Genomic DNA, 22,096 nt, shown 5'->3' on the forward strand with positions numbered 1-22,096 from the left:
ACATGGAAAATTTGGTAGAAATACATAAGGATGTCATATTAAATTCTTTGGTTAACTTGAATTGGATTGACGTAAACCTATTTCGGCTCGGAACGAGTATGGGGGAAAAGAATTTGACAAAACAGGAAATTTCAGAGTTGCTATTTGATTTCTTTGTCAAGAATGATGTGGGCAATAAGCTTGCGAGTATAAAGCACTTGTTGCGAAGTGAAGTCGAGCAGTATCTGATCTATGACGATTCTGGAATTAGCGACCTCGATCGAATGTACGAGAAGAATCTTATTGAGTTTCCGCCGATGATGGAATAATAAATGTAAGCCTCGCCGTGTTAAAAGGTGGCGGCACGTTATCCGCGTTCGCCGACTCATACGCTCTGAGATTGTCCAATTCTGGGGATATTATTTGATCAGGCGGTCTTTTGTGTGACAATTTCCTGCTAGAGGAGCTGCTTGAACTGGTAAAGCAAATCAAGCCTCGCCTGGAAGGCCAAAACTCCATCTCCAAGAATCTGGCCGAGATATTCCTGGATATGTGGGGCGCGATGACTAGTTGCGGGGAGATGTACGACAGCGACGCACAGAGGGGGATCTATGGGGCGGTCGATCACTTGGCCCCGTACGCCAGAGATATCTGCACTAGCTGATGAGCATTTAAACGCTAAGGCCGCTGACGCGGCCCCCGCCGCCAGTTGATTAGCCGGAAACTTAATTCCAACGATGGACGGGGGTCCCGACGAAAAAATGAGCATCAAAAGGCTCAGGTCCGCCACGTACCCACCTTGGGACTACGTTGTTTATCCTTGCCTCACGCCAGATCGGCCAAAATTCAAGATCCCATTAGTAAAAAAGTAATGTAAAATTTTCTCGGTAGTAACTCTAATAACGATTCAATACCCCTTTAGGAGCAACCGTGAGTAATCCATATTCGATGCCGCAAGCGCCGCTGGTCGAACGCCTCAACAGCGACGAGACCTACATGCCGAAGTTCTTTTCCCTCAGTGGCCGCATTGGCCGTGTGCGTTACCTTGCATACGGTTTCGGTGCCGGCCTGTTGATGATGCCGATTGTGTTCCTGTTGGCGGGGCTGGGAGCACTGACTGGTTCCAGCGCCAATGGTGCCGGCGCGGCGGGCGCAATTGGCGGCCTGCTGGGCTACGCCCTGTATCTGGTCGCCATCCTGAGCCAGGTGCGCCGCCGCCTGCATGACCTGGGCAAGTCCGGCTGGATGGGCCTGCTGATGATTGTCCCGCTGGTCAATATCATCTTTGGCCTGTGGCTGTTGTTCGGCTCGGGCGATGAGGGCGCAAACGAATACGGCCCGGCGCCAGCACCGAACACAACTGGCGTGATCATCCTGGCGTGGATTCTGCCGATCATCATGATCGTCGGTATGATGGCTGCGATTGCGATTCCTGCTTACAGCGATTACTCCGCCAAGGCGCGCGCCGCGCAGATGCAAGACAGCCAGTAATGCATGCATAACCCTTACGCCGCGCCCCAGGCAGGGCTGGAACTGCCGTTCGCCCCTGTCGGCGAGGCGCGGCTGTTTTCCTGGAATAGCCGCATCGGGCGCTGGCGGTTTGTGGCGTACTGCATGCTGGGCGCTCCTGTTGCGCTCCTGTACGCCCTCGCACTCGGCACGGCCTTCGGCACAGCGTGGGTGCAAAAATACATTCCCCTGCAATCCGGGCTCCACGATGCCTTGAGTTTTTCAGTCCCGCTGGTTTTCCTGCTGGCGATCGTGCTGGCGACGCGTCGGCGGCTGCACGATTTCGATGTCAGCAGCTGGTGGGCGCTGTTGCTGCTGTTCCCATTCTTGCAGATCATCTTCCTGATCTACCTGCTCATCGCACCCGGTACACCGGAGGCCAACCGTTTCGGCGCGGTGCCGGCGCCGGCCGATCTGGGCGTGAAGCTTGGCGTGGCGCTCGGTTGCGCCTTGTCGCTGGCCTTTACAGCGCTCCGCTTTCTTTGATATCGAGGTAGCGGTTCAGCAGGGCGCCGGCCAGTTGCTCCGGCGCGACGTCGACCAGGTGGCCTGAGCGCAGGCCGAGGCGGCGGATCGCTTCCTGGCGCTGCTGCAGGTAATGCTCGCTGGCCGCCAGCCGCAGGGCGTCGTCGAAATCCTGCACCGGCGCCACGCTGGCGGCGTCCAGCGCGCGCTCGCGCAGGCTGGCGCACAGCACCAGGTGGCGCGAGGACAGCAGGTCGACCGCCTGGCGCAGCGCCACGTCGTCTTCATCGCGCACATTGGTCACCAGCACCACGAAGGCGCGCCGGTTCAGGCGGTTCAGCAAGTCGTTGGCGGCGCGCAGGTAATCGGGCGCGGCTTCGCCTGGCTGCAGGTCGTAGACCCCGGCCAGCATGCGGTCCAGGCCAATGCGGCCCTTGGCCGGCGCCAGCCAGCGATGGTCGACGCCAAAACTCATCAGCCCCACCGCGTCGCCCTGTTTGCCCGCCACGAAAGCCAGGGTCAGCACGGCATACAGTGCGTGGTCGAAGTGGCTGGTGTCGTCGTCGCGCGCCAGCATGCGGCGGCCGGTATCGAGCAGGAATACTACCTGCTGGTCGCGTTCGAGCTGGTATTCGCGGCTGATCGGCTTGCGGTGGCGCGCGGTGGCTTTCCAGTCGATCGAGCGCAGGCTGTCGCCGCGCCGGTATTCGCGCAGTTGGCGGAAGTCGGTGCCTTCGCCGCGCTGGCGCTTGACCAGCGAGCCGGCGGTCGGCGCCTGGCGGTCGGTGGCGCGCAGCGCCTGGCCCAGCAGGCGCGCCACGTCGGGAAATACCTTGGTGGTCTGCTGCGGCCCGATGCGGTGTGTGGCCTGCCACAGGCCCAGCGGTCCGGCCACGCGCAGCCATGGCGTGCCGAAATTGCCGTCGCCGCGGTCCAGCGGGCGCACGCGGTAGGTGAGTGTGGAAAACGTACCGGGCGCCAGGCGTGTCGCATGCGGCATTCCTTCCAGTTCCCAAGCTGCTGGGTAATCGTCAAACACCTCAAGCTGCAGCGCGGCCTTGCCCTCGTTGTGCAGGGTCAGGCGCACTTCGTGCCAGGCGCCGACCGGGAGGACACCGGCCATGCTGCGTTCCGCGCGCAGGGCAGGCCGACGCCGTGCCTGCAAGGCATCGGCGCCGGCGGCCAGCAGCAGGGCGCCGCCGAGCACTTGCCATGGCGCCTGCAGCAGCGGCCAGACGCTGGCCGGCACGCCGAGCGCGGTCAGGCCCATCAGGGCCAGGAACATACGGCGGGTTGGCTTCATCAGTTGCGCGGCGCGGCGACGGAATCGATCAGCGCAGCCAGCACGTCGTCGGCGCCCAGGCCATCGAGCTCGCTTTCCGGCGACAGGGCGATGCGGTGGCGCAGCACCGGCAGGCTGGCCTGCTTGATGTCGTCAGGGGTGGCGTAATCGCGGCCCGCCATCAGGGCCATGGCTCGCGCCAGGCGGACCAGGGCAATGCTGCCGCGCGGGCCGGCGCCGACTGCCACGCCGGGCCACTGGCGCGTTGCGCGCACCATGCGCACGGCGTAGTTGGCGACTGCCTCGTCGACGCGGATGCGGGCCACCAGCTGCTGCAGTGCAACCAGGATCTCCGGCTTGATCAGGGTGCGCACCTGTGCCACTTCAAGCGCGTCGCCGACGCGGTCCTGGGTCACCGCCAGCAGCATCGCGGTTTCTTCCTGCTCACCTGGGTAGGCGATGCGCGCCTTGATCAGGAAGCGGTCAAGCTGGGCTTCCGGCAGCGGGTAGGTGCCTTCGCTTTCCAGCGGGTTCTGGGTGGCCAGCACCATGAAGGGCGCTTCCAGCGTGTGCGCTTCGCCTTCGATGGTGACCTGGCGCTCCTGCATGGCTTCCAGCAGAGCGGACTGGGTCTTGGCCGGCGCGCGGTTGATTTCGTCGGCCAGCAGCAGGTGGGTGAAGACCGGACCTTTGCGGATGCTGAAGGTCTGCTGGCGCTGGTCGAAGACGGCATGGCCCATCACGTCGGCCGGCATCAGGTCGGGCGTGAACTGGATGCGCGAGAATTCGCCGGCAAAGGTCTTGGCCAGGGCCTTGACCAGCAAGGTCTTGCCCAGGCCCGGCACGCCTTCCAGCAGCACGTGGCCGCCGGCCAGGCAGCAGGCCAGCACCTGTTCGATCACCGTGTGCTGGCCGACGATGGCGCGGCCGATTTCCTCGCGCAGGCGTTGCACGATGTCGATCGCCTGTGCCAGGCGGTCGGCCGGAATGGCGTTGTTGGTGGAGGCGGACATGCTATCGCTCATGATGGGCTCGCAATTGTTGGAGTATTGAAATTTGTCGTGTAAAGTCGGCAGCGCGGCTGGCCGGGGCGCCAAGCAGGGCATCGCTCACTTGCGCTTCCGGCAGCTTGGCCAGGCGCGCAAGGCGGCGCGCGCGTTCGGCAGGCCCCAGGGCATGCAGTTCCGGCAGGCGCCGCAACAGCTGCTTCTCGGTACTCTTGCGCACGGCCTGCAGCAGCAGGGCGCGCCCTTGCGGCAGGCGCCACAGCCAGCGGCCGCTGGCTTCGATATGTTCGATCAGGGCGCGGCGTGCCGTGGCCGCTTCCGGCAGCATGGGGCCGAAGCGGCGCGAGGCGCTCCAGGTCCACAGCAGCAGCAGGGCGGCCAGGCCCAGCACGACCAGGCGGGCGTGCTGCCACAGCCAGGCTGCCCAGCCGACCGGCTCGTTGTGCTGCACCAGCATCACCTGGGCATTGGGCCCGCTTTGCCCGGCCAGCAACAGCAGCAGCTCGCCGTGGTCGAACTGGCGCAGAGCGTCGTTGTCGAAATAGCTGTCGGCGGCATCGACCGCCACCATGGCGACCTTGCCGCGACCTTCGCCGTACACCAGCACGGCCAGCTCGTAGGTGTCGCCCCACAGCGGTTTCGGGCCCTTGCCTTCGATGCGTTGCAGGGTATCGGAAGGGCGCGCCAGCTCGATGGTGTTGGCGGCGCCCGGCGCGTTGAGGCACACCAGGCGCGGCGGGCCGGCGGGCTCTTTCGCGGCCGCTGTTTCTTCTTCGCCTGTCTCGCTTTCCTCGTCTTCCTCGTCCTCGGCGCCTTGTTGCCCGGCCTTGGCGGCAGCGCGCTTCTCGCGGCGGCTGGCCTCCAGCGGATCGATGCGGCAAGTGTCGTCCATGCGGGTGCGGCCCGACATTGCCACGCCAAAGTGCTTGCCCAATGGGTCGGTCGACTGATCGGGGGCGCCATCCGGACCGGCCTCGCCGGCGTCGGTGTCGTCAACCCAGTCGGGGGTCATGATCAGGGTGTTGCCGCGGCGGACCCAGTCCAGCAGCAGCCTGGCCTGGCGTTCGTCCGGCGGGCGTGCATAGCGCGACAGCAGCATGACGCCGTCCGGCAACTGGTTCAGCAACTGGTAGCTGAGCACGGGCTCCACGCGCACCTTGTGGCCGCGCGCTTCCAGCAGCCGCGTGGCCGCCAGCATCGGGTTCTTTGCCTGCGCTTCGGAAATGTGGTGCTGGCCGCGCCACACCTTGTGGAAGTACAAGTGCCATAACTCGTAGCCGGCGCCGGCCAGCAGCACGGCAACGATGGCGATGATGATCGAATAGCTCCGCTTCATGCTGCCTCGCGGTCGAAGTGTGCTTGCCAGCGTGAGCACAGCGCCGCCACCGTTTCAGCGGCCGGCCAGCGCGCGCCATAGGCCGCGTTCAGCCAAAGCGTGGTGGCCTGGTCGGCCAGTGCCAGGCTGGCGCTATCGAGCGTGCCGGCGGCGTTGGCGCTGCGCGCCTGCGCCAGGCATTCGCCTTCCGTCGCGCCGTGGTGCAGCTTGAGCGACTGGCGGCTGACCAGGCGAGACAGCGTGGCGCGGTACAGCAGCGCCAGCGCGGCACGCTGCTGGCCTTGCTGCCACAAGGCGCGCACGGCGCCGGCCACATCGGCCGGCAGGCTCTCTTCTCGGATATCGAGGCCGCCCACCTCCGTGGCCAGCCTGGGCTCGGGCGCTGCCGCAAGGCTGAAGCGCAGCGGTGCGGCATAGCGCCACAGCAGCCAGGACACCAGGGCAATCGCACCGGCGATCAGGGCAAACTTGAACACGCCGGCCAGGATGGCGGCCAGCCAGCGCGGCACCAGCGGCGGGGCCTTCGGCTTTACCTGTTCCTTTTCCGGCGGAACGCGCAGCTCCCATTGTTCGCCGCAGCGGTAGCCGCGCAGGTCTTCGTGCGCGAAAACCTCGTCGAGCTGGCGGCGCACTGCGGCTTGTTGCGGCGACAGGTCGGGCCCGCGGCCGCTGTCCTGTTTCCTGAGGCCGTCGGGCGGCTCGCATGCGGGAACCACGGGAACCACGGGCGGCGCGCTGGCGGCCGGCGCGGCTGCCTGCACCGGCGGCGGCATGCCGAGCAAGGCCATGGCCAGCAGCGGGGCTGCCATCAGCACGCCGGCGACGTGGCGCGCCGCGGCCGGCCGTGCCGGAGGACGCAGCTGGCGCAGCACGATTTCGATATCCCAGGCTTCCAGCGTGGCGCGGCGGTTCAGGTACAGGGTAAAGGTGCAGGCTGTGTAGACCGGGCCGATGATGGCACAGGCCAGGCACCATGCCGCCGTGCCCAGCACCGCCTGCAGGGAGCCCTGGTCGGTCAAGCCGAACAGGGCGAAGGGATTGGGCGACTCGCCCGGCATGAACAGGCCGATCAGGGCCAGCACGCCCATCATCAGCACGAATTCGAAGGTGGCGCAGGTGCTGCCGAACATCAGGGCGGCGCCGCCGGTGCCGTTGCGGGCAATGGTGGCGCGGCGCGCGGTGGCGACCTTGCCGCGGGCGCGTTCCAGCACCCATACCGGCTGGTGCAGGCCGCGCCCGGCCATGAAGGGGCGCCACCAGGTCAGCATGCGGAACCAGCCGCCGCCCAGCTCGCGCGGCCAGGCGCGCAGGGCATCGCGCCAGCTGGTCTGTTCGCCGAAGACCTGGCGTGCCAGCACATGCAGCGGCGCACGTTCCAGCAGGGGACGCAGCCACCATGGCAGCAGCCAGCCCAGGGCCAGGTCAGGGTAGTACCAGCTGATCAGCACGGCCAGCGCCGACAGCGGCAGCCACAGGGCCAGCCAGGCGCGCCATACGTCGGCGCCGCCGGCATGCAGCAGGGCGAAACCAAGGTCCAGGCCTTGCGCATTGCTGCGCGGGCGCAAATCAAGGCGCAGCTTATCGAGTTGCATGCACGCCTTTCTCGCGGCCGGCGAAACCGAAGAACAGGAAAACCAGGGCCCAGCACACTGCGCCGACGCTGTATTTGACGGCCGGGGCAAAGGCGCTGGCCGACCAGAAGGCCTCGAAGAAGGCTGCCAGCACGGTGAGCAGGGCGGCGCCGGCCACCACCGGATACATCTGGACGCTGGCTTCCTGCAGGGCGCGGCGGCGGCTCAGGCGGCCCGGCTTGACCAGCGCCATGCCAAGGCGGGCGCCGGCCACGCCGGACAGCACCAGGCCTGTCAGTTCAAAGCTGGAGTGGGTCACCACGAAGGACCAGAAATTACTCCGGGTGGCCGGATCGAGGCTGAGCCAGGCGGCCACCACCCCCATTTTCATGCCGTTGAACAGGACGCTCAGCAAGGCGGGCACGCCGCCGAAGATGCCGCTGGCGAAAGTACGGAAGCCGATCGAGACATTGTTCCAGATGTAGTGGCCGAACATCTGCAGGTCGCCTTCGCTGCCGCCGCGGCCAGTCTTCATGCTGGAGGGGGCGTACATCTGGTGCATGCGCGTCAGTTCGTCCGGCGAGGCGAACATGAAGGCGTTGTGCGAGTCGTGCCATACCAGCGCGCCGATGGCGATGGCCGGCCCGAGCAGGCAAAACAGCACCAGCAGCAGCAGCCTCCATTCGGCGCGTACGCGGCGCGGCAGGTCGGCGCGCAGCCATTGCAGCAGCACGGTCGGGCGTTCGGCCGCCACCCCGTACAGGGCGTGGTGGCAGCGCGCCACCAGTCCGTGCAGGTAGGACACCAGCTGCGGCGAGTAGCCGCGCTGGCCAGCCAGGGCCAGGCATTGGCACAGGCGGCGATATTGTTCGGGCAGGGCTTCGCGGCCTTTGGCGCGCTTGGCCAGCAGGGTATCGATCTCGCTCCACAGGGGACCGTAAGTTGCCTCAAACTGCGCTTGCTTCATCGGACCAATCCTGCGGCCATGCCGCGCAAGCGTTCCAGCGAAGCGTCGCCCTCGCGGCCGGTCAGCGGCTCAGCGATATCGGCCAGTTCCAGCATGCGCGCGTGCGGCAGCCGGCTTTCGCGGGCAAACAGGTCGGCCAGCGCACGCTGCTGCTCCGGCGTCAGCGGAAAGGGCAGCGGCAGCGGTGCCGCATCGGGCACTGCAACGCGCTTGGGCGGCTTGTCGCGGTACACCACCTGGGTACCGGCCACGATGTCGCCCAGGCGGCGGAAATGGCGGTCGCACAGCATGGCCAGCAGGCCGGCGGCGTACAGCAGCGGCAGGAAGTCGGCCACCATCAGCAGGTTGCGCAGCACCGACTCGCGCCAGCGCACCGGCAGGCCGTTGGCGCGCAGCACCTGCAGGCCGACGATGTGCTTGCCCAGTGTGCGGCCGCCGGCGTATACCTCGCACAACACCGGGTAGGCCCAGTAGGCAAGGAAGAACACGATCGCCGTCACGCCGTTTAACAGTTTTTCGGAAGGGATGACCGCGCCCAGGATCGAGATGAGGAAGCTTGCCCCCATGCCCCAGGCAACGAAGTCGATGGCCCATGCGTAGCCGCGTGCCACCGGACCGGCAGGAACAAGCAGCAAACGCACGCCTTCGGGGGTGGTCAAGGACAGGCGTCCGTCGAGAAGGGAATTCATGCCATTTATTTAACCATAAAATTTCCTCCTTGGAAATATTAATGGAAATGTTTTATGCCTGCCGCCTCTTCGATTTGCCGGTAATCGCGTGCCTGGCGCACGCTGCCGATGGCTTGCCAGATGGCCTCGATCCGTTGCGGATCGCGCTGGTAGGCGCCGCGTCCCACCATCAGGTACAGGTTGACAGTGGAATAGGGCAACTCGGCCTGCTGGACCTTCCCCTTGAAGCGGGGATCTTCGTGCACCAGCTTGCTCGCTTCCAGTCCCTGCAGGATGGCGACGTCGAAGCTGCCCGTGGTCAGCATGCGCAGGGCGTCGGCAGCCGACTTCACGGTGTCATGGGGAATATAGCCGCGTTCACGCAACTGCTGCCCGACCAGGTAGCCGGTCTGCACGATCACGACCTTGCCGGGCGCCAGCAATTCGTGGCCGTCCCAGCTGCCTTTGCCGCCCACGCGCAGGAAGACCAGGGCGGCGTCCTCAAACAAGGCCCGGCCAGGATCTTCGCGCCCGTCGGGCAATTGGGGAATGCGCGACCATGCGCGGCGGTCAATTGCATCCGCTGCACCGACTACTGCATCCACCTGGCCAAGTTTTAATTCATTTAGGCAACGCTTCCAAGGTTTCGGTGAATAAATAAACTGTTCATTCAGGAGTAATTCAACTCGCTTCAATAATTCAAAATTCAGGCCTTTTCCAGCGGGCGTGCTCCATGGCCTCTGGTCGACATCTTCGTAGCAAAGGCGCAGCGGCGGGCCTTTCGCGGCATGGGCAGCCATGCCGGTCAGCAGCGCCAGCAGCACGCAGAGGCTTTTGTAGCTCATGCCATAAAGATTATCACGGCATTTTTATGTTCCAGGCGACTTCATAAAAAAGATCCATACATGTTGTATTTGTGCATGTAAAACGGGAAATAATAGACGGATGAAAATGTTGCATATAAATTCTTCCCTAGTTTTTTTAAATCTGTATGGAAGAGAGAAATACATGAATAAACATTTTCCGATTGCAGCATTAATGTTGTCCGCCAGCCCGTTTGTGCTGCTGGGCCAAGCCTACGCACAAGCACAGGATGCTGCCCCTATCCAGGCGCAGCAGGCTGCCGACAGCACCACCGACGAGATCCAGAAGGTGGTCATTGTTTCGACCGGTAGCCGCGGCTCGCAGCGCACCATGGTGGATACCCCGGTCCCGGTTGACGTGCTGAGCTCGCGCGAACTGACCAAGACCGGCCAAGTCACCCTCGACAAGTCGATGCAGTTCCGCGTCCCTTCCTTCAATACCGTACAGACCCCGGTCAATGACGCGACCTCGCTGCTGGACCCGTACGAAATCCGTAACATGGGCCCGAGCCGCGTGCTGATCCTGATCAACGGCAAGCGCAAGAATATGAGCTCGCTGGTCTACACCCAGACCTCGCCAGGCCGCGGCGAATCCGGCTCCGATATTTCGGCCATCCCTGCCGATGCGATCAAGCGCATCGAAGTGCTGCGCGACGGCGCCTCGGCACAATACGGCTCCGACGCGATCGCCGGCGTGGTCAACATCATCCTGAAGGACAATGCCGAAGGTGGCTCCGTCACGGCGCGTGCCGGCATCACCCACGAACACGATGGCGGCATGGGAGGCCTGAGTGTCAACCAGGGCTTCGCGCTGGGCGGCGACCGCGGCTTCTTCAACTACACCATCGATGCGTCGCGCGTGAACCTGTCCAGCCGCTCCGGCGCGGTAAGCGCAACCGGCGAATCGAGCGACTTCGGCGCGCCGCTGTCGGAAGTGCAGGCCTTCCTGTCGAAATATCCTGACGCCCGCAACATCAACGGCTCGCCGAAGACCAAGGCCTACAAGGGCCTGTTCAATACCCGCTACGATATCGGCGAAGGCGTCGCGATCTACGCCAACGCGGCGTATGTGAACAAGAAGATCAACTCCTTCGCGAACTACCGTACTCCTTACTGGCGTCCGACCGATTACGGCTTGTTGCACCCTGCAGGAACCCCGTACGAGGGCTATCAGCCAACCTTCGACGGCACGCTGGACGACTACAATGCCACCGGCGGCGTGAAGATGGACTTGGCCGGCTGGAATGCAGACTTCAGCCTGACCTACGGCGGCAACAAGCAGAAGTACGACGTCGACCACTCCGTCAACCGCAGCATGGAAGACGCCGTCCTGGCGGGTACCAGCACCGAGCACTCGCCGACCCACTTCTATGCTGGCGGCGTGGAGTTCCAGCACTACGTGTTCAACGGCGACATCTCCCGGCAGCTGACCGATACCGTCAACTTCTACGCCGGTACTGAACTGCGCCACGAGAAGTTCGAGGTGAAGGCGGGCGAACGCGCATCGTGGCAGGGCAGCGGGGCGGACTCCTTCGCGGGCAACCATCCGGACAACTCTTTCCCATCGTCGCGCTCCAACTACGGCGTGTATGCCGGATCGACCTGGGACATCAGCAAGGACCTGCTGGTTGATGGTACCGGCCGCTGGGAAAAATATACCGACTTCGGTTCCGCGTTCGTGTGGAAGCTGTCTACCCGCTACAAGGCAAACGATTGGGTGACGCTGCGCGCATCGGCCTCGAAGGGCTTCCGCGCGCCGTCGCTGGCTCAGATCTACACGCAGAAGGCGCAGTACTCCTTCGTGCCTGGCGGCGGCATCCAGGTGTCTGGCCTGGTGAACAACGTGTCGGCGCAAGCCGCTGCGCTGGGCGTGCCTAAGCTGAAGGCGGAGAAGTCCGACAACATCACGCTGGGCCTGGGTCTGAAACCGGATGAAAACACCAGCGCCACCCTGGACTACTACAACATCAAGGTGAAGGACCGCATCGTGCTGGGCAAGGAAATCGTGCCGACCGGCGATCCTTCCCAGCAGCTGGACCAGATCCTGGCGGCAAATGGCATCGTTTCCGTCAGCTTCTTCGTCAACGCAGTGAAGACCCGGACCGAGGGTCTGGATTACGTGCTGTCGCGCAAGAATATCCCGCTGGCGGACGGCAAGCTGACCCTGAACCTGTCCGGCAACTACACGCACAAGAACGAGCGTGACGGCGCGGTCAAGAATCCTACGATTGTGGCGAACGCCGGGCAGTCCGTGCTCGATGCGACCCAGGAAGCGCTGATGTTCACTTCGCGTCCGAAGTTCAAGACCATCCTCGGCGCCGACTGGGACTACAAGAAGCTGAACCTGTCGGTCAACAATACCGTGTTCGGCCCGACCCGTTTCCGCCAGGCTGGCCTGGACAGCAACCTGGAAACGAAGTTCAAGACCAAGAACGTCACCGACTTCGCCCTCAACTACAACCTGATGCCGAACGTGACCGTGTCGTTCAACGTCAACAACGTGTTCAACACCACCCCTGAGTGGGAGTTCAAGGCCCTGAACGCCGAAGGCCAGAAGATCATCGACGACCCGAACGCCAAGGCCATCCAGCGCAACCTGATCACCTTCAACGGCCGCTACGACATGGTGACCTACGACGGTTCGCATTTCAGCCAGCTTGGCCGCACCTATGCCGCATCGCTGAACTACCGCTTCTAAGCCGCAATCCGCTTGCTGCGAAAACCGCCCCCCTGGGGCGGTTTTTTTATTGTAAAGTGGATAATCAACGGTGAGGGGGAAACCATGCTTTCGATGCGGCGGGCAATCACAAGCGGCGCGCAGCACGTAAGGCCCGTTATTGACGACGCTGTGCTTGCCCGTTACGTCGAAAACGGCCTGGCGGTGCGCGAAGCGTTCCGCAAGAAGGAGCTGCGCGACACCCTGATCGCGCGCCTGAAGCCGCATCGGCGCCTGATTGCAGGCTGCGTACCGGCAGGCATCCAGCAGCACGGCATGCTGCCGGAGCGAGCGCCTTCGCACGGGCTGGCCGAGATCTCCGACGCGGATCTGGCGCAATGGCTGGTCGACGATGGCCGCCTGATTTACGGCGAATTCACGCAGCAGGAACTCGACAACTATTTCGAAGCGGTGGCACCCTGGCTGCCCCTGCACGGCCATTTCATCGACCTTGGCAGCGGCCTTGGCAAGGTCGTCCTGAGTGCGGCGCTGGCCTTGCCCGGCATGCGCTGCACGGGCGTCGAGCTGCTTGGCTACCGCAATGACATGGCGCAGGTGCGGCTGGCGCAGATGCTGGCGGCCGGCGTGGCGGAAGATCCCGCGGCGGCGGCCAGGGTTGCGGCCCGCGTGCGGCTGCTGCACCAGGACATGTTTGAAGCCGATGTCTCGGACGCGAGCATGGTCTATATCTACAGCACCTGTTTCGCGCCAATGATGGACCGGCTCGCCGGCAAGCTGGCGCGGGAGTTGCCGGAAGGGGCCCTGGTAACGACGGTCACGTTTCCGATGCCGCACCCGGCCTTCGAACTGGTGAAGCAATTCGCGCCGCCCAGCGTGGCTTGGACGACGGTGTTCCTGTATCGACGGCGTAGCGCGCTGGAAGCGGCGACGCCGGCGGCGGCCAACTTCCTGTACGAACAGGATAGCGCTGCATGGGAATATGCAGTGCGGGCCGCGTTTGCGGCTTACGATGCGGAGGATGGAGCCTGATATGGATATTCGTGCGATGACCCTGCCCGAGCTGGAAATGGTGCTCGATTGGGCCGCATCTGAGGGATGGAATCCCGGACTGCAGGATGCAGGCAGCTTTTATGCCGCCGACCCGGACGGCTTCCTTCTCGGCAAGATCGATGGCGAGCCGGTGGCCAGCATCTTCGCGGTGCGCTACGGCGCCGGATTTGGTTTTATCGGCGGCTATATCGTGCGGCCGGAGTTTCGTGGCAAGGGCCATGGCATGGCGCTTTGGCGCGCCGGCATGGCGCGACTCGAAGGGCGCAACGTGGGACTGGACGGCGTGCCGGCCCAGCAGGCCAACTACGCGCGTTCCGGTTTCAGGCTGGCGCACCGCAATGTGCGCTATGAAGGCCGGGGCAGCGACGTTCCCGCTGCCGATCGCGTGCTGCCGCTGGGACCGCACGATATGCGCGATGTGCTGGCGTATGATCGCGTCTTCTTTCCCGCCGACCGTGAGCAATTCATGCGCTGCTGGTTGCAGCAGGAAGGCAGCGTGGCGTTCGGCGTGCGTGAAACTGGCGGCGCGCTGCTTGGCTATGCCGTGCTGCGGCCGTGCCGCGCGGGCTTCAAGATCGGCCCGCTGTGCGCAGCGTCGCCGGAAGTGGCCGAGGAATTGATGCAGGCGCTGCGTGGCCGCGTGCCGGCCGGGGAACCGGTATTCCTCGACGTGCCCGAGCCGAATGCCGCAGCCGTGGCGCTGGCGGAGCGGCACGGCATGCATGCCTGCTTTGAAACGGCGCGCATGTACACTGGCGAAGACCCTGGCTTGCCGCTGGCGCAGCAGTACGGCATAACAACTTTCGAACTGGGATGAAAAAGTGCTTGACCATGACGTCGCGTCAACCTTGAGGATGGCTGCATGTTCACCGTAAAACAGCTCTCCGACATCACCGGCGTCACCGGCCGCACGCTGCGCTACTACGACAGCATCGGCCTGCTCAAGCCTTCGCGCATTGGCGACAACGGCTACCGCTATTACAACGAAGCAGACCTGCTGCGGCTGCAGCAAGTCCTGTTCTACCGGGAGATGGACGTGCCGCTGGCCGCCATCTGCGACATCATGTCGCAACCTGGCTTCGACGTCCTGGCGGCGCTGCAAAGCCACAAGCAGGCACTGGCTGCCCGGCTGCAGGAATTGCAAGGGCTGATTTCCACGGTGGACAAGACCATCCTCCACCTGAAAGGAAAACACAGCATGAAGCCAGTACAGCTCTTCGACGGCCTGCGTGACAAGCACGACAAGCACCAGTTGGAAGCGGAACAGAAATTCGGCAAGGAAGTCGTGCAGGATTCGGCCCGCCAATGGCAGGGCTACGGCGACGGCAAGCAACAAGCCCTGATCGATGAAGGCAACGCCATCTACGCCGAGCTGGCGGTCGCCATGCCGCAAGGCGCCGGCAGCGGTGCAGTGCAGGCCCTGGCGGCGCGCTGGCACGAACACATGCGCCACTTCTGGCCCGCCGAGCGCGAACACCTGCCGAGCCTCGCCGCCACGTATCGCGACGACCCACGCTTCCGCGTCAACTTCGACAAGATCCACCCCGACCTCGCACCTTTCATGGTCGAAGCCGTGAGCATCTACGCCGCCTGAGCACAACGCTTGCCCAAGCGCAAAACGCGCCGCCTGGTGCGGCGCTACTCTCGCTTTTGTGCGACGCTACCGGCTGCGGGGATTCGGTGATGAAAGATCAGCTCTTGCTTTTGATATCAGCCATTGCCTGCGCGTTTGGCGCGTGGGCATTTTGGCACTACCTGGATGCAGACGCGGTAGTCGCGTTGATGACGCTTGCATTGGTGTCGTCTGTGGCGGATAACCTGCGTTTGCGACGCAAGTTGCGCGAAACGGAGCGGCGCGGTTGACAGGGCGGCGCGGCGGCGCGGAGAATGGCCCTTCCACAACCCTGCTGGATAAGGAGGAAGCCATGAAGCTCCGTCGTGTCGCGCAGTACCTGGTTGTTGTTGCAGGATTCACCCTGGCCGGCGCCGCCCTCAGCGCTGCACCGGAAAAGAAAAAGGCCGCTGCGCCGCCTGACGACAAGGCGGCAATGGAGGCGATGAATAAAGCCGCCATGCCTGGCGAAGCACACAAGAAGCTCGATGCATTGGCCGGCAAGTTCACGGTCAAGTCGAAAATGTGGATGGACCCATCCAAACCTCCGGAGGAAACTGAAGGCTCCACAGAACGCAAGTGGATCATGGGTAACCGCTACCTGCAGGAAAACTACCAAGGCAAGTTCATGGGTCAGCCTTTCGACGGAATGGGCATCCAGGGCTATGACAACGTGACGAAGAAGTATTTCGGCAGCTGGATCGATTCCGGCAGCACCGGCATGACCCTGTCGCATGGCAGCATGAACGGCAATACCATCAAGTACAAGGGCATGATGTCCGATCCCATGAGCGGCAAGGAGGTGCCTTACACGATGAGCGTGGCCATCACCGACAACGACAACCACAAGCTGGAAATGTGGGGGCCGGGGCCGAACGGCAAGGACATGAAGTGGATGGAGATGAGCTATACCCGCATCAAGTAAGGAAAGGCCCCGCGAGGGGCCGGCGCACCGGCGCTACGCCACGCGCAGTGGCGCGCGGTGCGCAACCTCCAGCAAGATTCCCCAATCAGTGCGGCAATAGAAGCCCGGGCCGCCGCGCATCTCCTGCAACGGTGACAGCCCGTTCACGTCCGCGGCCTCCAGCTCCGCATGCTTGGCGCTGACGGCGGCTGCATCGCCGACGAGGAAGCCGATGTGGAAAGTCTTGGGATAGCTGGGCTCAGCGTGGCGGGTCAGCACGAGTACCACGCCGCCGTCGCCGGCCAGCACGGCCATGCCATGGTTGCCTTTGGTTTGCAGCAAGGTAAAGCCGAAATGGCGGGACAGGAAAGCGGAAGCCGCAGCCACGTCGGGCACGGACAGGTCGAGATGATTCAATTGCATGTGAACTCCATGGTTGGTGGGCCCAACGGGAGTGCCAGCGAAGATCGATCGGCCACGCCCAGACGAGCCCGAGACGCACGTGCGCCGGGATCGTCGTGGGTTCTCATGCAAGACTGCACATGGAGCAGAGCTCTCCGGAGAGGAGAGGGACTGGGCTTACCTTGAACCGGTCCTGCCTTTTTCGACAGGCGGGATCATAGCACGATATCAGCTGCGGCCAAGGCGCGGCGTGCGCCGCCCGGGTACGGCGGACGGTTCGGCATCGACGCGGAACACGCCAACGGCCTGCAGCAGTGCTGCCGATTGCTGCTGCATGCTGGCTGCAGCGGCGGCAGCCTGTTCGACCAGTGCGGCGTTCTGCTGCGTAACTGCATCCATTTGCGAAATCGCTTCGTTGACCTGGGCGATGCCCGCGCTCTGTTCGTTGGAAGCGGTGCTGATCTCGTTGATGACCTGGCGCACACGGTGCACGCTTTCCACCACTTCCTGCATGGTGCTGCCGGCCTGCGCCACCAGGGAATTGCCGACGCCGACCGTTTCAACAGAGGCGCCGATCAGGTCCTTGATCTCCTTGGCCGCCGCTGCACTGCGCTGCGCCAGGTTGCGCACTTCCGATGCCACGACCGCGAAGCCGCGGCCCTGTTCACCGGCACGCGCCGCTTCCACCGCCGCATTCAGCGCCAGGATATTGGTCTGGAACGCGATGCCATCGATCACGCTGATGATGTCGACGATCTTGCGCGAAGAGCTGTCGATCGAGGCCATGGTCTCGACCACTTGCGACACCACGGCGCCGCCTTTCTGCGCCACTTCCGAGGCATTGGCCGCCAGCTCGTTGGCGGTACGCGCATTGTCCGCATTCTGGCGCACGGTGGACGTCAGTTCTTCCATCGACGCCGCGGTTTCTTCCAGCGAGCTGGCCTGGCTTTCGGTGCGGGCCGAGAGGTCGCTGTTGCCGGCGGCGATCTCGCTTGAAGCGGTGGCAATGGTATCGGTTGCGTTGCGCACCGAGCTGACGATGCGCGCCAGGTCGTCGCGCATGCCCTTCAGCGCGTTGACCATGCTGCTGTGGTCATCGCGCTTGACGTCGATCGGCACGGTCAGGTCGCCGCCGGCGATGCTGCGGGCGATCGAGGAAGCGTAATCGGGTTCGCCGCCCAGCTGGCGCAGCATGCCGCGTGCGATGAACACGCCGATGCCGAGCAGCACGGCAGCCAGTACCACGGCGCCCGCGGCGAAGGTGACGGCGCGTCCGCGCACGGTGGCGTCGACGGTGTCGACGTACACGCCGGAGCCGAGGATCCAGCCCCAGGGCTCGAAGCCCTTGACGTAGGATACCTTCTGCACCGGCTTGTCGCTGCCTGGCTTCGGCCACATGTAATCGACCGGTCCGGCGCCTGCCTTCTTGACCATGTTGACGAATTCGACAAACAGGAATTTGCCGGTCGGGTCCTTGTTGCTGCTGAGGTCTTTGTTGTCGAGCTCAGGTTTGATCGGGTGCATGATCATCTTTGGCTGCATGTCGTTCAGCCAGAAGTATTCGTTGTTGCCGTATCGCAACACCTTGATCGCGTCCATTGCCTTCTTCTGCGCTTCCGCGCGCGGCAGGGCGCCGCTGGCTTCCTGCTTCTGGTAATAGTCGAGCACGCCGTAGGCCGTTTCGACAGCCTGTCGCACATTGCTGGTTCTTTCCTCCAGGATGAGGGTGCGCTCGGAAATGAGGAAGATGGCTGTAAGGATGATGATGCCGAGGATGGCGCCGGCATTCAGCACTGCGAGTTTCTTGGCAATGCTCATCGACTGCGTGAAGTTCATGGTTTGTCTCCAGCTAAAACGATCCTTTTTGTGAAGCCAGCATGGCACGCCTCGCAGAAAAAGAAAAGGCCCTCCGTGGAGAGCCTTGACTTGAGTTTGCCTTTTTATTTAGATCGTTTTGCTGCGCTTTGGTCGCGTACCGTGCGGAATTCGGAGTCGCTCGACCAGTTCGGCCAGTCCTTCGATTCGGCCAGGTCGCGGCCAAGGCCGTACAGGACACCCAGGTCGCGCGCCATGCCGGTGAAGGGCCACTTGGCATCCCACTCGTCCGAAGGCTGGTGGTAGTTGTTGTTGGTGTAAGCTTCCTGCGCTGCCTTGCCGGCAGCGACGCCGCCTTGTTCCCAATCCTCGCCGGAATCGAGCGAGAACGCAGGCACGCCGCGCTTGGCCATCGGGAAGTGGTCGGAGCGGAAGAAGTAGCCGGCTTCGGTGTGCGGGTCAGGCGTGTAGCTCACGTTGATCGCCTTGAACCTGCTGACCAGCATATCCAGCAAGTCCAGCTTGGCGCTGCCGGAAATCGTGAAGTTGCGCGCCGGGCCGTACGGGCTCAGTGCATCCATATTGATCATGCCGACGGTGGTGGCCAGCGGATAGACCGGATTGGCTGCATAGTACTCGGAGCCGAGCAAGCCTTTTTCTTCAGCCGTCACCGCCAGGAACACCACGCTGCGCTTTGGCGCTGGCGCCTTGCCGTAGGCGCGGCCCAGTTCCAGCAGGGCGGCGATGCCGGTGCCGTTGTCGATGGCGCCGTTATAGATCTTGTCGCCTTTGGCGTCAGGCAGGCCAACCCCGAGGTGGTCCCAGTGGCCGCTGTAGATCACGGTTTCGTCTGGCGCCGTCGTGCCTTCGCGCATTGCAATCACGTTTTTCGACTTGATCACTTGCGCGTCGACCGCGTAGTGGGCCGACAGGCTAACGCCTTTCAGCTCCACCGGCTTGAACTCGCGCGTTTGCGCCTGCTTCTTGAGCGCGTCGAAATCAAGGCCGGCGCGCTTGAACAGGTCGGCCGCCACGTCGCGCTGGATCCATGCTTCCATCGGCGCGTGCGATTTGCCTGGTTCCTTGCGCACGATGTCGTACATCACGTTGGTATTGGAGTTCTTCACCGTCGCCCAGCCGTAGGAGGCCGGTGCGGTTTCGTGCACGATCAGCGTGCCAATGGCGCCCTGGCGTGCCATCTCCTCGTACTTGTAGGTCCAGCGGCCGTAGTAGGTCATGGCCTTGCCGCCGAAATCGCCTTCGCCGGTTTCGAAGTCCGGATCGTTGATCAGCACCACCGCCAGCTTGCCCTTCAGGTTGACGCCCTTGAAGTCGCTCCACTTGCGCTCAGGCGCGGTCACGCCGTAGCCGACGAAGACCAGCGGCGCCTTGTCGAAGTCGACCCGCTTGGCGCCATTCATCGCGGCGCGCACCGCCAGCTGTTCGCCTTGCGCGAACGGGATGCTGTCCTTGCCGGCGTGCGCGTTCAGTACTACCGGACCCTTGATCTCGAAGCGCCCCAGCGGCACTTCCTGGTACCAGCTGCGCTTGCCTTTCACCAGGTCGCCGCCGGGCTTCAGTCCGGCTGCTTCGAATTGCTTGGCGATGTATTCGACGGTCTTTACTTCGCCGGCGGTGTTGGGGCCGCGGCCTTCGAATTCATCGGATGCCAAAGTTTTAACGTCCTGCGACAAGCGCTGCGGATCGATCTTCGGCACGTCCTGCGCTTGCGCTGCGGCTGCAGCCAGCAGCACGGTGGCCAGCATGGAATGTTTCACTGGTTACCTCCTGGTTGGGGTGAATGGATCTAAAACCCGGCAAGTATCGGTCTTGCAGGGCTGCAGGTCAATTGCCTGGCCCGTATGTAACTTAGTGTTGCTCGCTGGGCTGCGGCGGCCACGCGCAGAGCTGGCTGCGGCATACTGCCGTAAGCATTTTTTTCACCGGAGTCATCACATGAAACGCACAATTCTCGGCGGCCTGATTTTTGGCCTGGCATGTTCGCACGCCTTTGCGGCGGACCTGGGTTCAGGCATCGACGCTGCAGGCATCGACCAGCAGGTTCGCGCGCAGGACGATTTTTTCCGCTATTCACAGGGCAAGTGGCTGAGCGGCGTCGAGATCCCGGCCGATCGTTCGAGCTGGGGAGCGTTCAATGTGGCGCAGGAAAACGTGGAAGGCCAAGTGAAATCCATCATCGAAAGCGCGGAACGCGACAAGTCGCGCAAGGCAGGTTCCGATGCGCAAAAGATCGGCGATTACTACGCCAGCTTCATGGATGAAGCGCGCCGCAACGCCCTGGGCCTGAAGCCGCTGAGGGCGGAGCAGGCGCGCATTGCCGCCCTGTCCGGCAAGCAGGGCATTGCTGCCCTGGTGGCGCACCTGAACCGCATCGACGCTGGCGGCCCGCTCGACATGAGCGTGCGCCAGGATGCCAGGGACTCGACGCGCTATGTGCTTGGCATCCGCCAGGCCGGCCTGGGCTTGCCGAACCGCGACTACTTCTTGTCCGATAAGGATGCGCGCCTGAGCGAGATCCGCACCAGGTACCAGCTGCACGTGGAGAAAATGCTGGCGCTGGCCGGCCATGCGCAAGCGGCGCAGGAAGCGGCGCAGATCGTGGCGCTGGAAACCGGGATCGCCCGTGCCCACTGGACTGCCGTGGACAACCGCGATCCGGTGAAGACCTACAACAAGCTGTCGCTGGCAGAACTGAAAGCGCTGATGCCGGGCTTCGACTGGGACGCCTACCTGAAGGGCGTTGGCGTGGCAGGCAAGATCGATTCCGTGATCGTCAGCCAGCCAAGCTACCTGTCCGCGCTGGACAAGCTGATCGAAGCGACGCCGCTGCCGGTGTGGAAGGCCTACTTCGAGTTCCACATGATCAGCTCTTTCGCGCCGTACCTGTCGCAGCCTTTGGTCGACGAGGACTTCGCCTTCCGCGGCGCGGTGCTGGCTGGCACCAGGGAAAACCGTTCGCTGCAAAAACGCGCGATCGCGGAGGTGAATCGCGCGCTGGGCGAAATGGTGGGCAAGGCGTACGTGAAGGAGTACTTCCCCGCTGAACGCAAGCAGCAGGTGGCCGAGATGGCGCAGAACTTCATCGCCGCTTTCCGTGAAGGTATCGACACGCTCGACTGGATGAGCCCTGAGACCAAACTGCAGGCGCAGGCCAAGTTGGCCAGGATCAACGTCAAGATTGGCTATCCGGACAAATGGCGCGACTCCAGCCTGAAAGTGGCGCGCGACGACCTGGCGGGCAACGTGCTGCGCTCGCGCGAATTCGCGCACAACTTCAGCATCGACAAACTGGGCAAGCCGGTGGACCGCTCGGCATGGAGCATGACCCCGCAAACCGTCAACGCCTATTACAGCCCGTCGCTGAACGAAGTGGTCTTCCCGGCGGCGCGCCTGCAGTATCCGCTATACGACGCCAAGGCGGAGCCGGCGGTCAATTACGGAGCAGTCGGCATCTCCATCGGTCACGAAATCAGCCACGCCTTCGACGACAAGGGTTCGCAGTACGACGGCGACGGCAACCTGCGCAACTGGTGGACCAGGGAAGACGGCGAACAGTTCGCCGCGCGCGGCAAGATGCTGGTGGCGCAGTACAACGGCTACAGCCCGGTGCCGGGCTATCGCGTAAACGGCGAGCTGACCTTGGGCGAGAACATTGCCGACAACGCAGGCCTGATCATGGCCACGCGCGCCTACAGGATCTACATGAAAGGCCAGCCTGGCCCGGTGATCGACGGCTATACCGCCGAACAGCGCATCTTCATGGGCATGGCGCAGGCACGCCGCGGCAAGGGCCGCGAAGCGTTCCTGATCCAGCAGGTGAAATCCGACCCGCACTCGCCATCCGAATTCCGCGTGAACGGCAGCCTGAAAAACCACCCGGGCTTCTACGATGCCTTCGGCGTGAAGGAAGGCGACAAGATGTACCTGCCTCCCGAACAGCGCGTGATCTTCTGGTGATTTATTTGCGC

General features: G+C 63.4%; 20 protein-coding genes. 10 read left to right on the top strand and 10 right to left on the bottom strand.

The annotated features are described in order from the left end of the window. Positions 1-2: 2 nt before the first annotated feature. The 3 genes from ACN9MU_RS05810 (at position 3) to ACN9MU_RS05820 (ending at position 1,974) form a co-directional block, all read left to right on the top strand. Positions 3-308 carry a hypothetical protein gene (locus tag ACN9MU_RS05810; protein ID WP_426341224.1) on the top strand — a complete coding sequence of 102 codons (306 nt, stop codon included), beginning with the start codon at positions 3-5 and terminating at the stop codon, positions 306-308. A gap of 601 nt (positions 309-909) precedes the next feature. Continuing rightward, positions 910-1,470 carry a DUF805 domain-containing protein gene (locus ACN9MU_RS05815; protein WP_426336954.1) on the top strand — a complete coding sequence of 187 codons (561 nt, stop codon included), beginning with the start codon at positions 910-912 and terminating at the stop codon, positions 1,468-1,470. Positions 1,471-1,473: 3 nt separating this feature from the next. Next, entirely contained in the window at positions 1,474-1,974 is a 501-nt protein-coding gene (locus ACN9MU_RS05820) for a DUF805 domain-containing protein (RefSeq protein ID WP_426344290.1), read from the top strand. Here ACN9MU_RS05820 and ACN9MU_RS05825 read toward each other — a convergent pair. Genes ACN9MU_RS05825 through ACN9MU_RS05855 form a run of 7 tightly spaced genes read right to left on the bottom strand, consistent with a single transcriptional unit; the run spans position 1,952 to position 9,629 of the window. Beyond that, positions 1,952-3,256: a DUF58 domain-containing protein gene (locus tag ACN9MU_RS05825; RefSeq protein WP_426321053.1), complete on the bottom strand. Its 1,305-nt coding sequence runs from the start codon at positions 3,254-3,256 to the stop codon at positions 1,952-1,954. The two genes, ACN9MU_RS05820 and ACN9MU_RS05825, sit on opposite strands and share 23 nt — an antisense overlap. After that, positions 3,256-4,260: an AAA family ATPase gene (locus tag ACN9MU_RS05830; RefSeq protein ID WP_426344291.1), complete on the bottom strand. Its 1,005-nt coding sequence runs from the start codon at positions 4,258-4,260 to the stop codon at positions 3,256-3,258. The genes ACN9MU_RS05825 and ACN9MU_RS05830 overlap by 1 nt, the downstream gene beginning before the upstream one ends. Continuing rightward, a complete protein-coding gene (locus ACN9MU_RS05835; protein WP_426321057.1) occupies positions 4,250-5,578 on the bottom strand; it encodes a DUF4350 domain-containing protein in 1,329 nt (442 codons plus the stop codon). Before ACN9MU_RS05835 ends, ACN9MU_RS05830 begins: the two co-directional genes overlap by 11 nt. After that, on the bottom strand, positions 5,575-7,170 hold the full coding sequence (locus tag ACN9MU_RS05840) for a hypothetical protein (protein WP_426344292.1): 1,596 nt from the start codon (positions 7,168-7,170) through the stop codon (positions 5,575-5,577). The genes ACN9MU_RS05835 and ACN9MU_RS05840 overlap by 4 nt, the downstream gene beginning before the upstream one ends. Beyond that, positions 7,157-8,116, bottom strand: a complete 960-nt coding sequence (locus ACN9MU_RS05845; protein WP_426321061.1) for a stage II sporulation protein M — start codon at positions 8,114-8,116, stop codon at positions 7,157-7,159. The genes ACN9MU_RS05840 and ACN9MU_RS05845 overlap by 14 nt, the downstream gene beginning before the upstream one ends. After that, the gene (locus tag ACN9MU_RS05850; protein ID WP_426321063.1) at positions 8,113-8,805 is read right to left on the bottom strand and encodes an RDD family protein; all 693 of its coding nucleotides are present in this window, start codon (positions 8,803-8,805) and stop codon (positions 8,113-8,115) included. The genes ACN9MU_RS05845 and ACN9MU_RS05850 overlap by 4 nt, the downstream gene beginning before the upstream one ends. A 38-nt stretch (positions 8,806-8,843) precedes the next feature. Beyond that, positions 8,844-9,629 carry a substrate-binding periplasmic protein gene (locus ACN9MU_RS05855; protein ID WP_426321065.1) on the bottom strand — a complete coding sequence of 262 codons (786 nt, stop codon included), beginning with the start codon at positions 9,627-9,629 and terminating at the stop codon, positions 8,844-8,846. A 163-nt stretch (positions 9,630-9,792) separates the two neighbouring features. On the opposite strand from ACN9MU_RS05855, the gene ACN9MU_RS05860 reads away from it, so the two are divergent. The 6 genes from ACN9MU_RS05860 (at position 9,793) to ACN9MU_RS05885 (ending at position 15,911) form a co-directional block, all read left to right on the top strand. Beyond that, positions 9,793-12,345, top strand: coding sequence for a TonB-dependent receptor plug domain-containing protein (locus ACN9MU_RS05860; protein WP_426344293.1), 2,553 nt, complete (start codon positions 9,793-9,795; stop codon positions 12,343-12,345). Positions 12,346-12,429: 84 nt separating this feature from the next. Next, positions 12,430-13,353 (top strand): histone methylation protein DOT1-like protein, encoded by a 924-nt coding sequence (locus tag ACN9MU_RS05865; RefSeq protein WP_426336959.1) that lies wholly within the window; start codon positions 12,430-12,432, stop codon positions 13,351-13,353. A 1-nt stretch (position 13,354) separates the two neighbouring features. Continuing rightward, on the top strand, positions 13,355-14,191 hold the full coding sequence (locus tag ACN9MU_RS05870; protein ID WP_426168349.1) for a GNAT family N-acetyltransferase: 837 nt from the start codon (positions 13,355-13,357) through the stop codon (positions 14,189-14,191). Positions 14,192-14,236: 45 nt separating this feature from the next. Next, positions 14,237-14,968: a MerR family transcriptional regulator gene (locus ACN9MU_RS05875; RefSeq protein WP_426336960.1), complete on the top strand. Its 732-nt coding sequence runs from the start codon at positions 14,237-14,239 to the stop codon at positions 14,966-14,968. An 89-nt stretch (positions 14,969-15,057) separates the two neighbouring features. Then, complete coding sequence (locus tag ACN9MU_RS05880; protein ID WP_426168355.1) at positions 15,058-15,237, top strand: hypothetical protein; 180 nt, start codon at positions 15,058-15,060, stop codon at positions 15,235-15,237. Between the two features lie 62 nt (positions 15,238-15,299). Continuing rightward, positions 15,300-15,911 (top strand): DUF1579 domain-containing protein, encoded by a 612-nt coding sequence (locus ACN9MU_RS05885; protein ID WP_426321072.1) that lies wholly within the window; start codon positions 15,300-15,302, stop codon positions 15,909-15,911. A 33-nt stretch (positions 15,912-15,944) separates the two neighbouring features. Here ACN9MU_RS05885 and ACN9MU_RS05890 read toward each other — a convergent pair whose 3' ends face one another. The 3 genes from ACN9MU_RS05890 to ACN9MU_RS05900 all read right to left on the bottom strand — a co-directional run bounded on the left by ACN9MU_RS05890 (position 15,945) and on the right by ACN9MU_RS05900 (position 19,885). Next, complete coding sequence (locus ACN9MU_RS05890) at positions 15,945-16,313, bottom strand: VOC family protein (protein WP_426336961.1); 369 nt, start codon at positions 16,311-16,313, stop codon at positions 15,945-15,947. Between the two features lie 207 nt (positions 16,314-16,520). After that, complete coding sequence (locus tag ACN9MU_RS05895) at positions 16,521-18,128, bottom strand: methyl-accepting chemotaxis protein (RefSeq protein ID WP_426336962.1); 1,608 nt, start codon at positions 18,126-18,128, stop codon at positions 16,521-16,523. 104 nt (positions 18,129-18,232) lie between these two features. Beyond that, positions 18,233-19,885, bottom strand: a complete 1,653-nt coding sequence (locus ACN9MU_RS05900; RefSeq protein WP_426336963.1) for a M28 family metallopeptidase — start codon at positions 19,883-19,885, stop codon at positions 18,233-18,235. 178 nt (positions 19,886-20,063) lie between these two features. Here ACN9MU_RS05900 and ACN9MU_RS05905 point away from each other — a divergent pair, with 178 nt between their 5' ends. Beyond that, positions 20,064-22,085 carry a M13 family metallopeptidase gene (locus tag ACN9MU_RS05905; RefSeq protein ID WP_426344294.1) on the top strand — a complete coding sequence of 674 codons (2,022 nt, stop codon included), beginning with the start codon at positions 20,064-20,066 and terminating at the stop codon, positions 22,083-22,085. Positions 22,086-22,096: the final 11 nt, after the last annotated feature.

The organism is Pseudoduganella sp. R-32 (genome assembly GCF_049913245.1).
Classification (GTDB): Bacteria; Pseudomonadota; Gammaproteobacteria; order Burkholderiales; family Burkholderiaceae_D; genus Rugamonas.

Excerpts from the sequence above, each read along its gene's own strand:
- ACN9MU_RS05810 (WP_426341224.1), top strand. The coding sequence starts at position 3 with ATGGAAAATTTGGTAGAAATACATAAGGATGTCATATTAAATTCTTTG.
- ACN9MU_RS05820 (WP_426344290.1), top strand. The coding sequence starts at position 1,474 with ATGCATAACCCTTACGCCGCGCCCCAGGCAGGGCTGGAACTGCCGTTC.
- ACN9MU_RS05825 (WP_426321053.1), bottom strand. The coding sequence starts at position 3,256 with ATGAAGCCAACCCGCCGTATGTTCCTGGCCCTGATGGGCCTGACCGCG.
- ACN9MU_RS05830 (WP_426344291.1), bottom strand. The coding sequence starts at position 4,260 with ATGAGCGATAGCATGTCCGCCTCCACCAACAACGCCATTCCGGCCGAC.
- ACN9MU_RS05835 (WP_426321057.1), bottom strand. The coding sequence starts at position 5,578 with ATGAAGCGGAGCTATTCGATCATCATCGCCATCGTTGCCGTGCTGCTG.
- ACN9MU_RS05840 (WP_426344292.1), bottom strand. The coding sequence starts at position 7,170 with ATGCAACTCGATAAGCTGCGCCTTGATTTGCGCCCGCGCAGCAATGCG.
- ACN9MU_RS05845 (WP_426321061.1), bottom strand. The coding sequence starts at position 8,116 with ATGAAGCAAGCGCAGTTTGAGGCAACTTACGGTCCCCTGTGGAGCGAG.
- ACN9MU_RS05850 (WP_426321063.1), bottom strand. The coding sequence starts at position 8,805 with ATGAATTCCCTTCTCGACGGACGCCTGTCCTTGACCACCCCCGAAGGC.
- ACN9MU_RS05855 (WP_426321065.1), bottom strand. The coding sequence starts at position 9,629 with ATGAGCTACAAAAGCCTCTGCGTGCTGCTGGCGCTGCTGACCGGCATG.
- ACN9MU_RS05860 (WP_426344293.1), top strand. The coding sequence starts at position 9,793 with ATGAATAAACATTTTCCGATTGCAGCATTAATGTTGTCCGCCAGCCCG.
- ACN9MU_RS05865 (WP_426336959.1), top strand. The coding sequence starts at position 12,430 with ATGCTTTCGATGCGGCGGGCAATCACAAGCGGCGCGCAGCACGTAAGG.
- ACN9MU_RS05870 (WP_426168349.1), top strand. The coding sequence starts at position 13,355 with ATGGATATTCGTGCGATGACCCTGCCCGAGCTGGAAATGGTGCTCGAT.
- ACN9MU_RS05875 (WP_426336960.1), top strand. The coding sequence starts at position 14,237 with ATGTTCACCGTAAAACAGCTCTCCGACATCACCGGCGTCACCGGCCGC.
- ACN9MU_RS05880 (WP_426168355.1), top strand. The coding sequence starts at position 15,058 with ATGAAAGATCAGCTCTTGCTTTTGATATCAGCCATTGCCTGCGCGTTT.
- ACN9MU_RS05885 (WP_426321072.1), top strand. The coding sequence starts at position 15,300 with ATGAAGCTCCGTCGTGTCGCGCAGTACCTGGTTGTTGTTGCAGGATTC.
- ACN9MU_RS05890 (WP_426336961.1), bottom strand. The coding sequence starts at position 16,313 with ATGCAATTGAATCATCTCGACCTGTCCGTGCCCGACGTGGCTGCGGCT.
- ACN9MU_RS05895 (WP_426336962.1), bottom strand. The coding sequence starts at position 18,128 with ATGAACTTCACGCAGTCGATGAGCATTGCCAAGAAACTCGCAGTGCTG.
- ACN9MU_RS05905 (WP_426344294.1), top strand. The coding sequence starts at position 20,064 with ATGAAACGCACAATTCTCGGCGGCCTGATTTTTGGCCTGGCATGTTCG.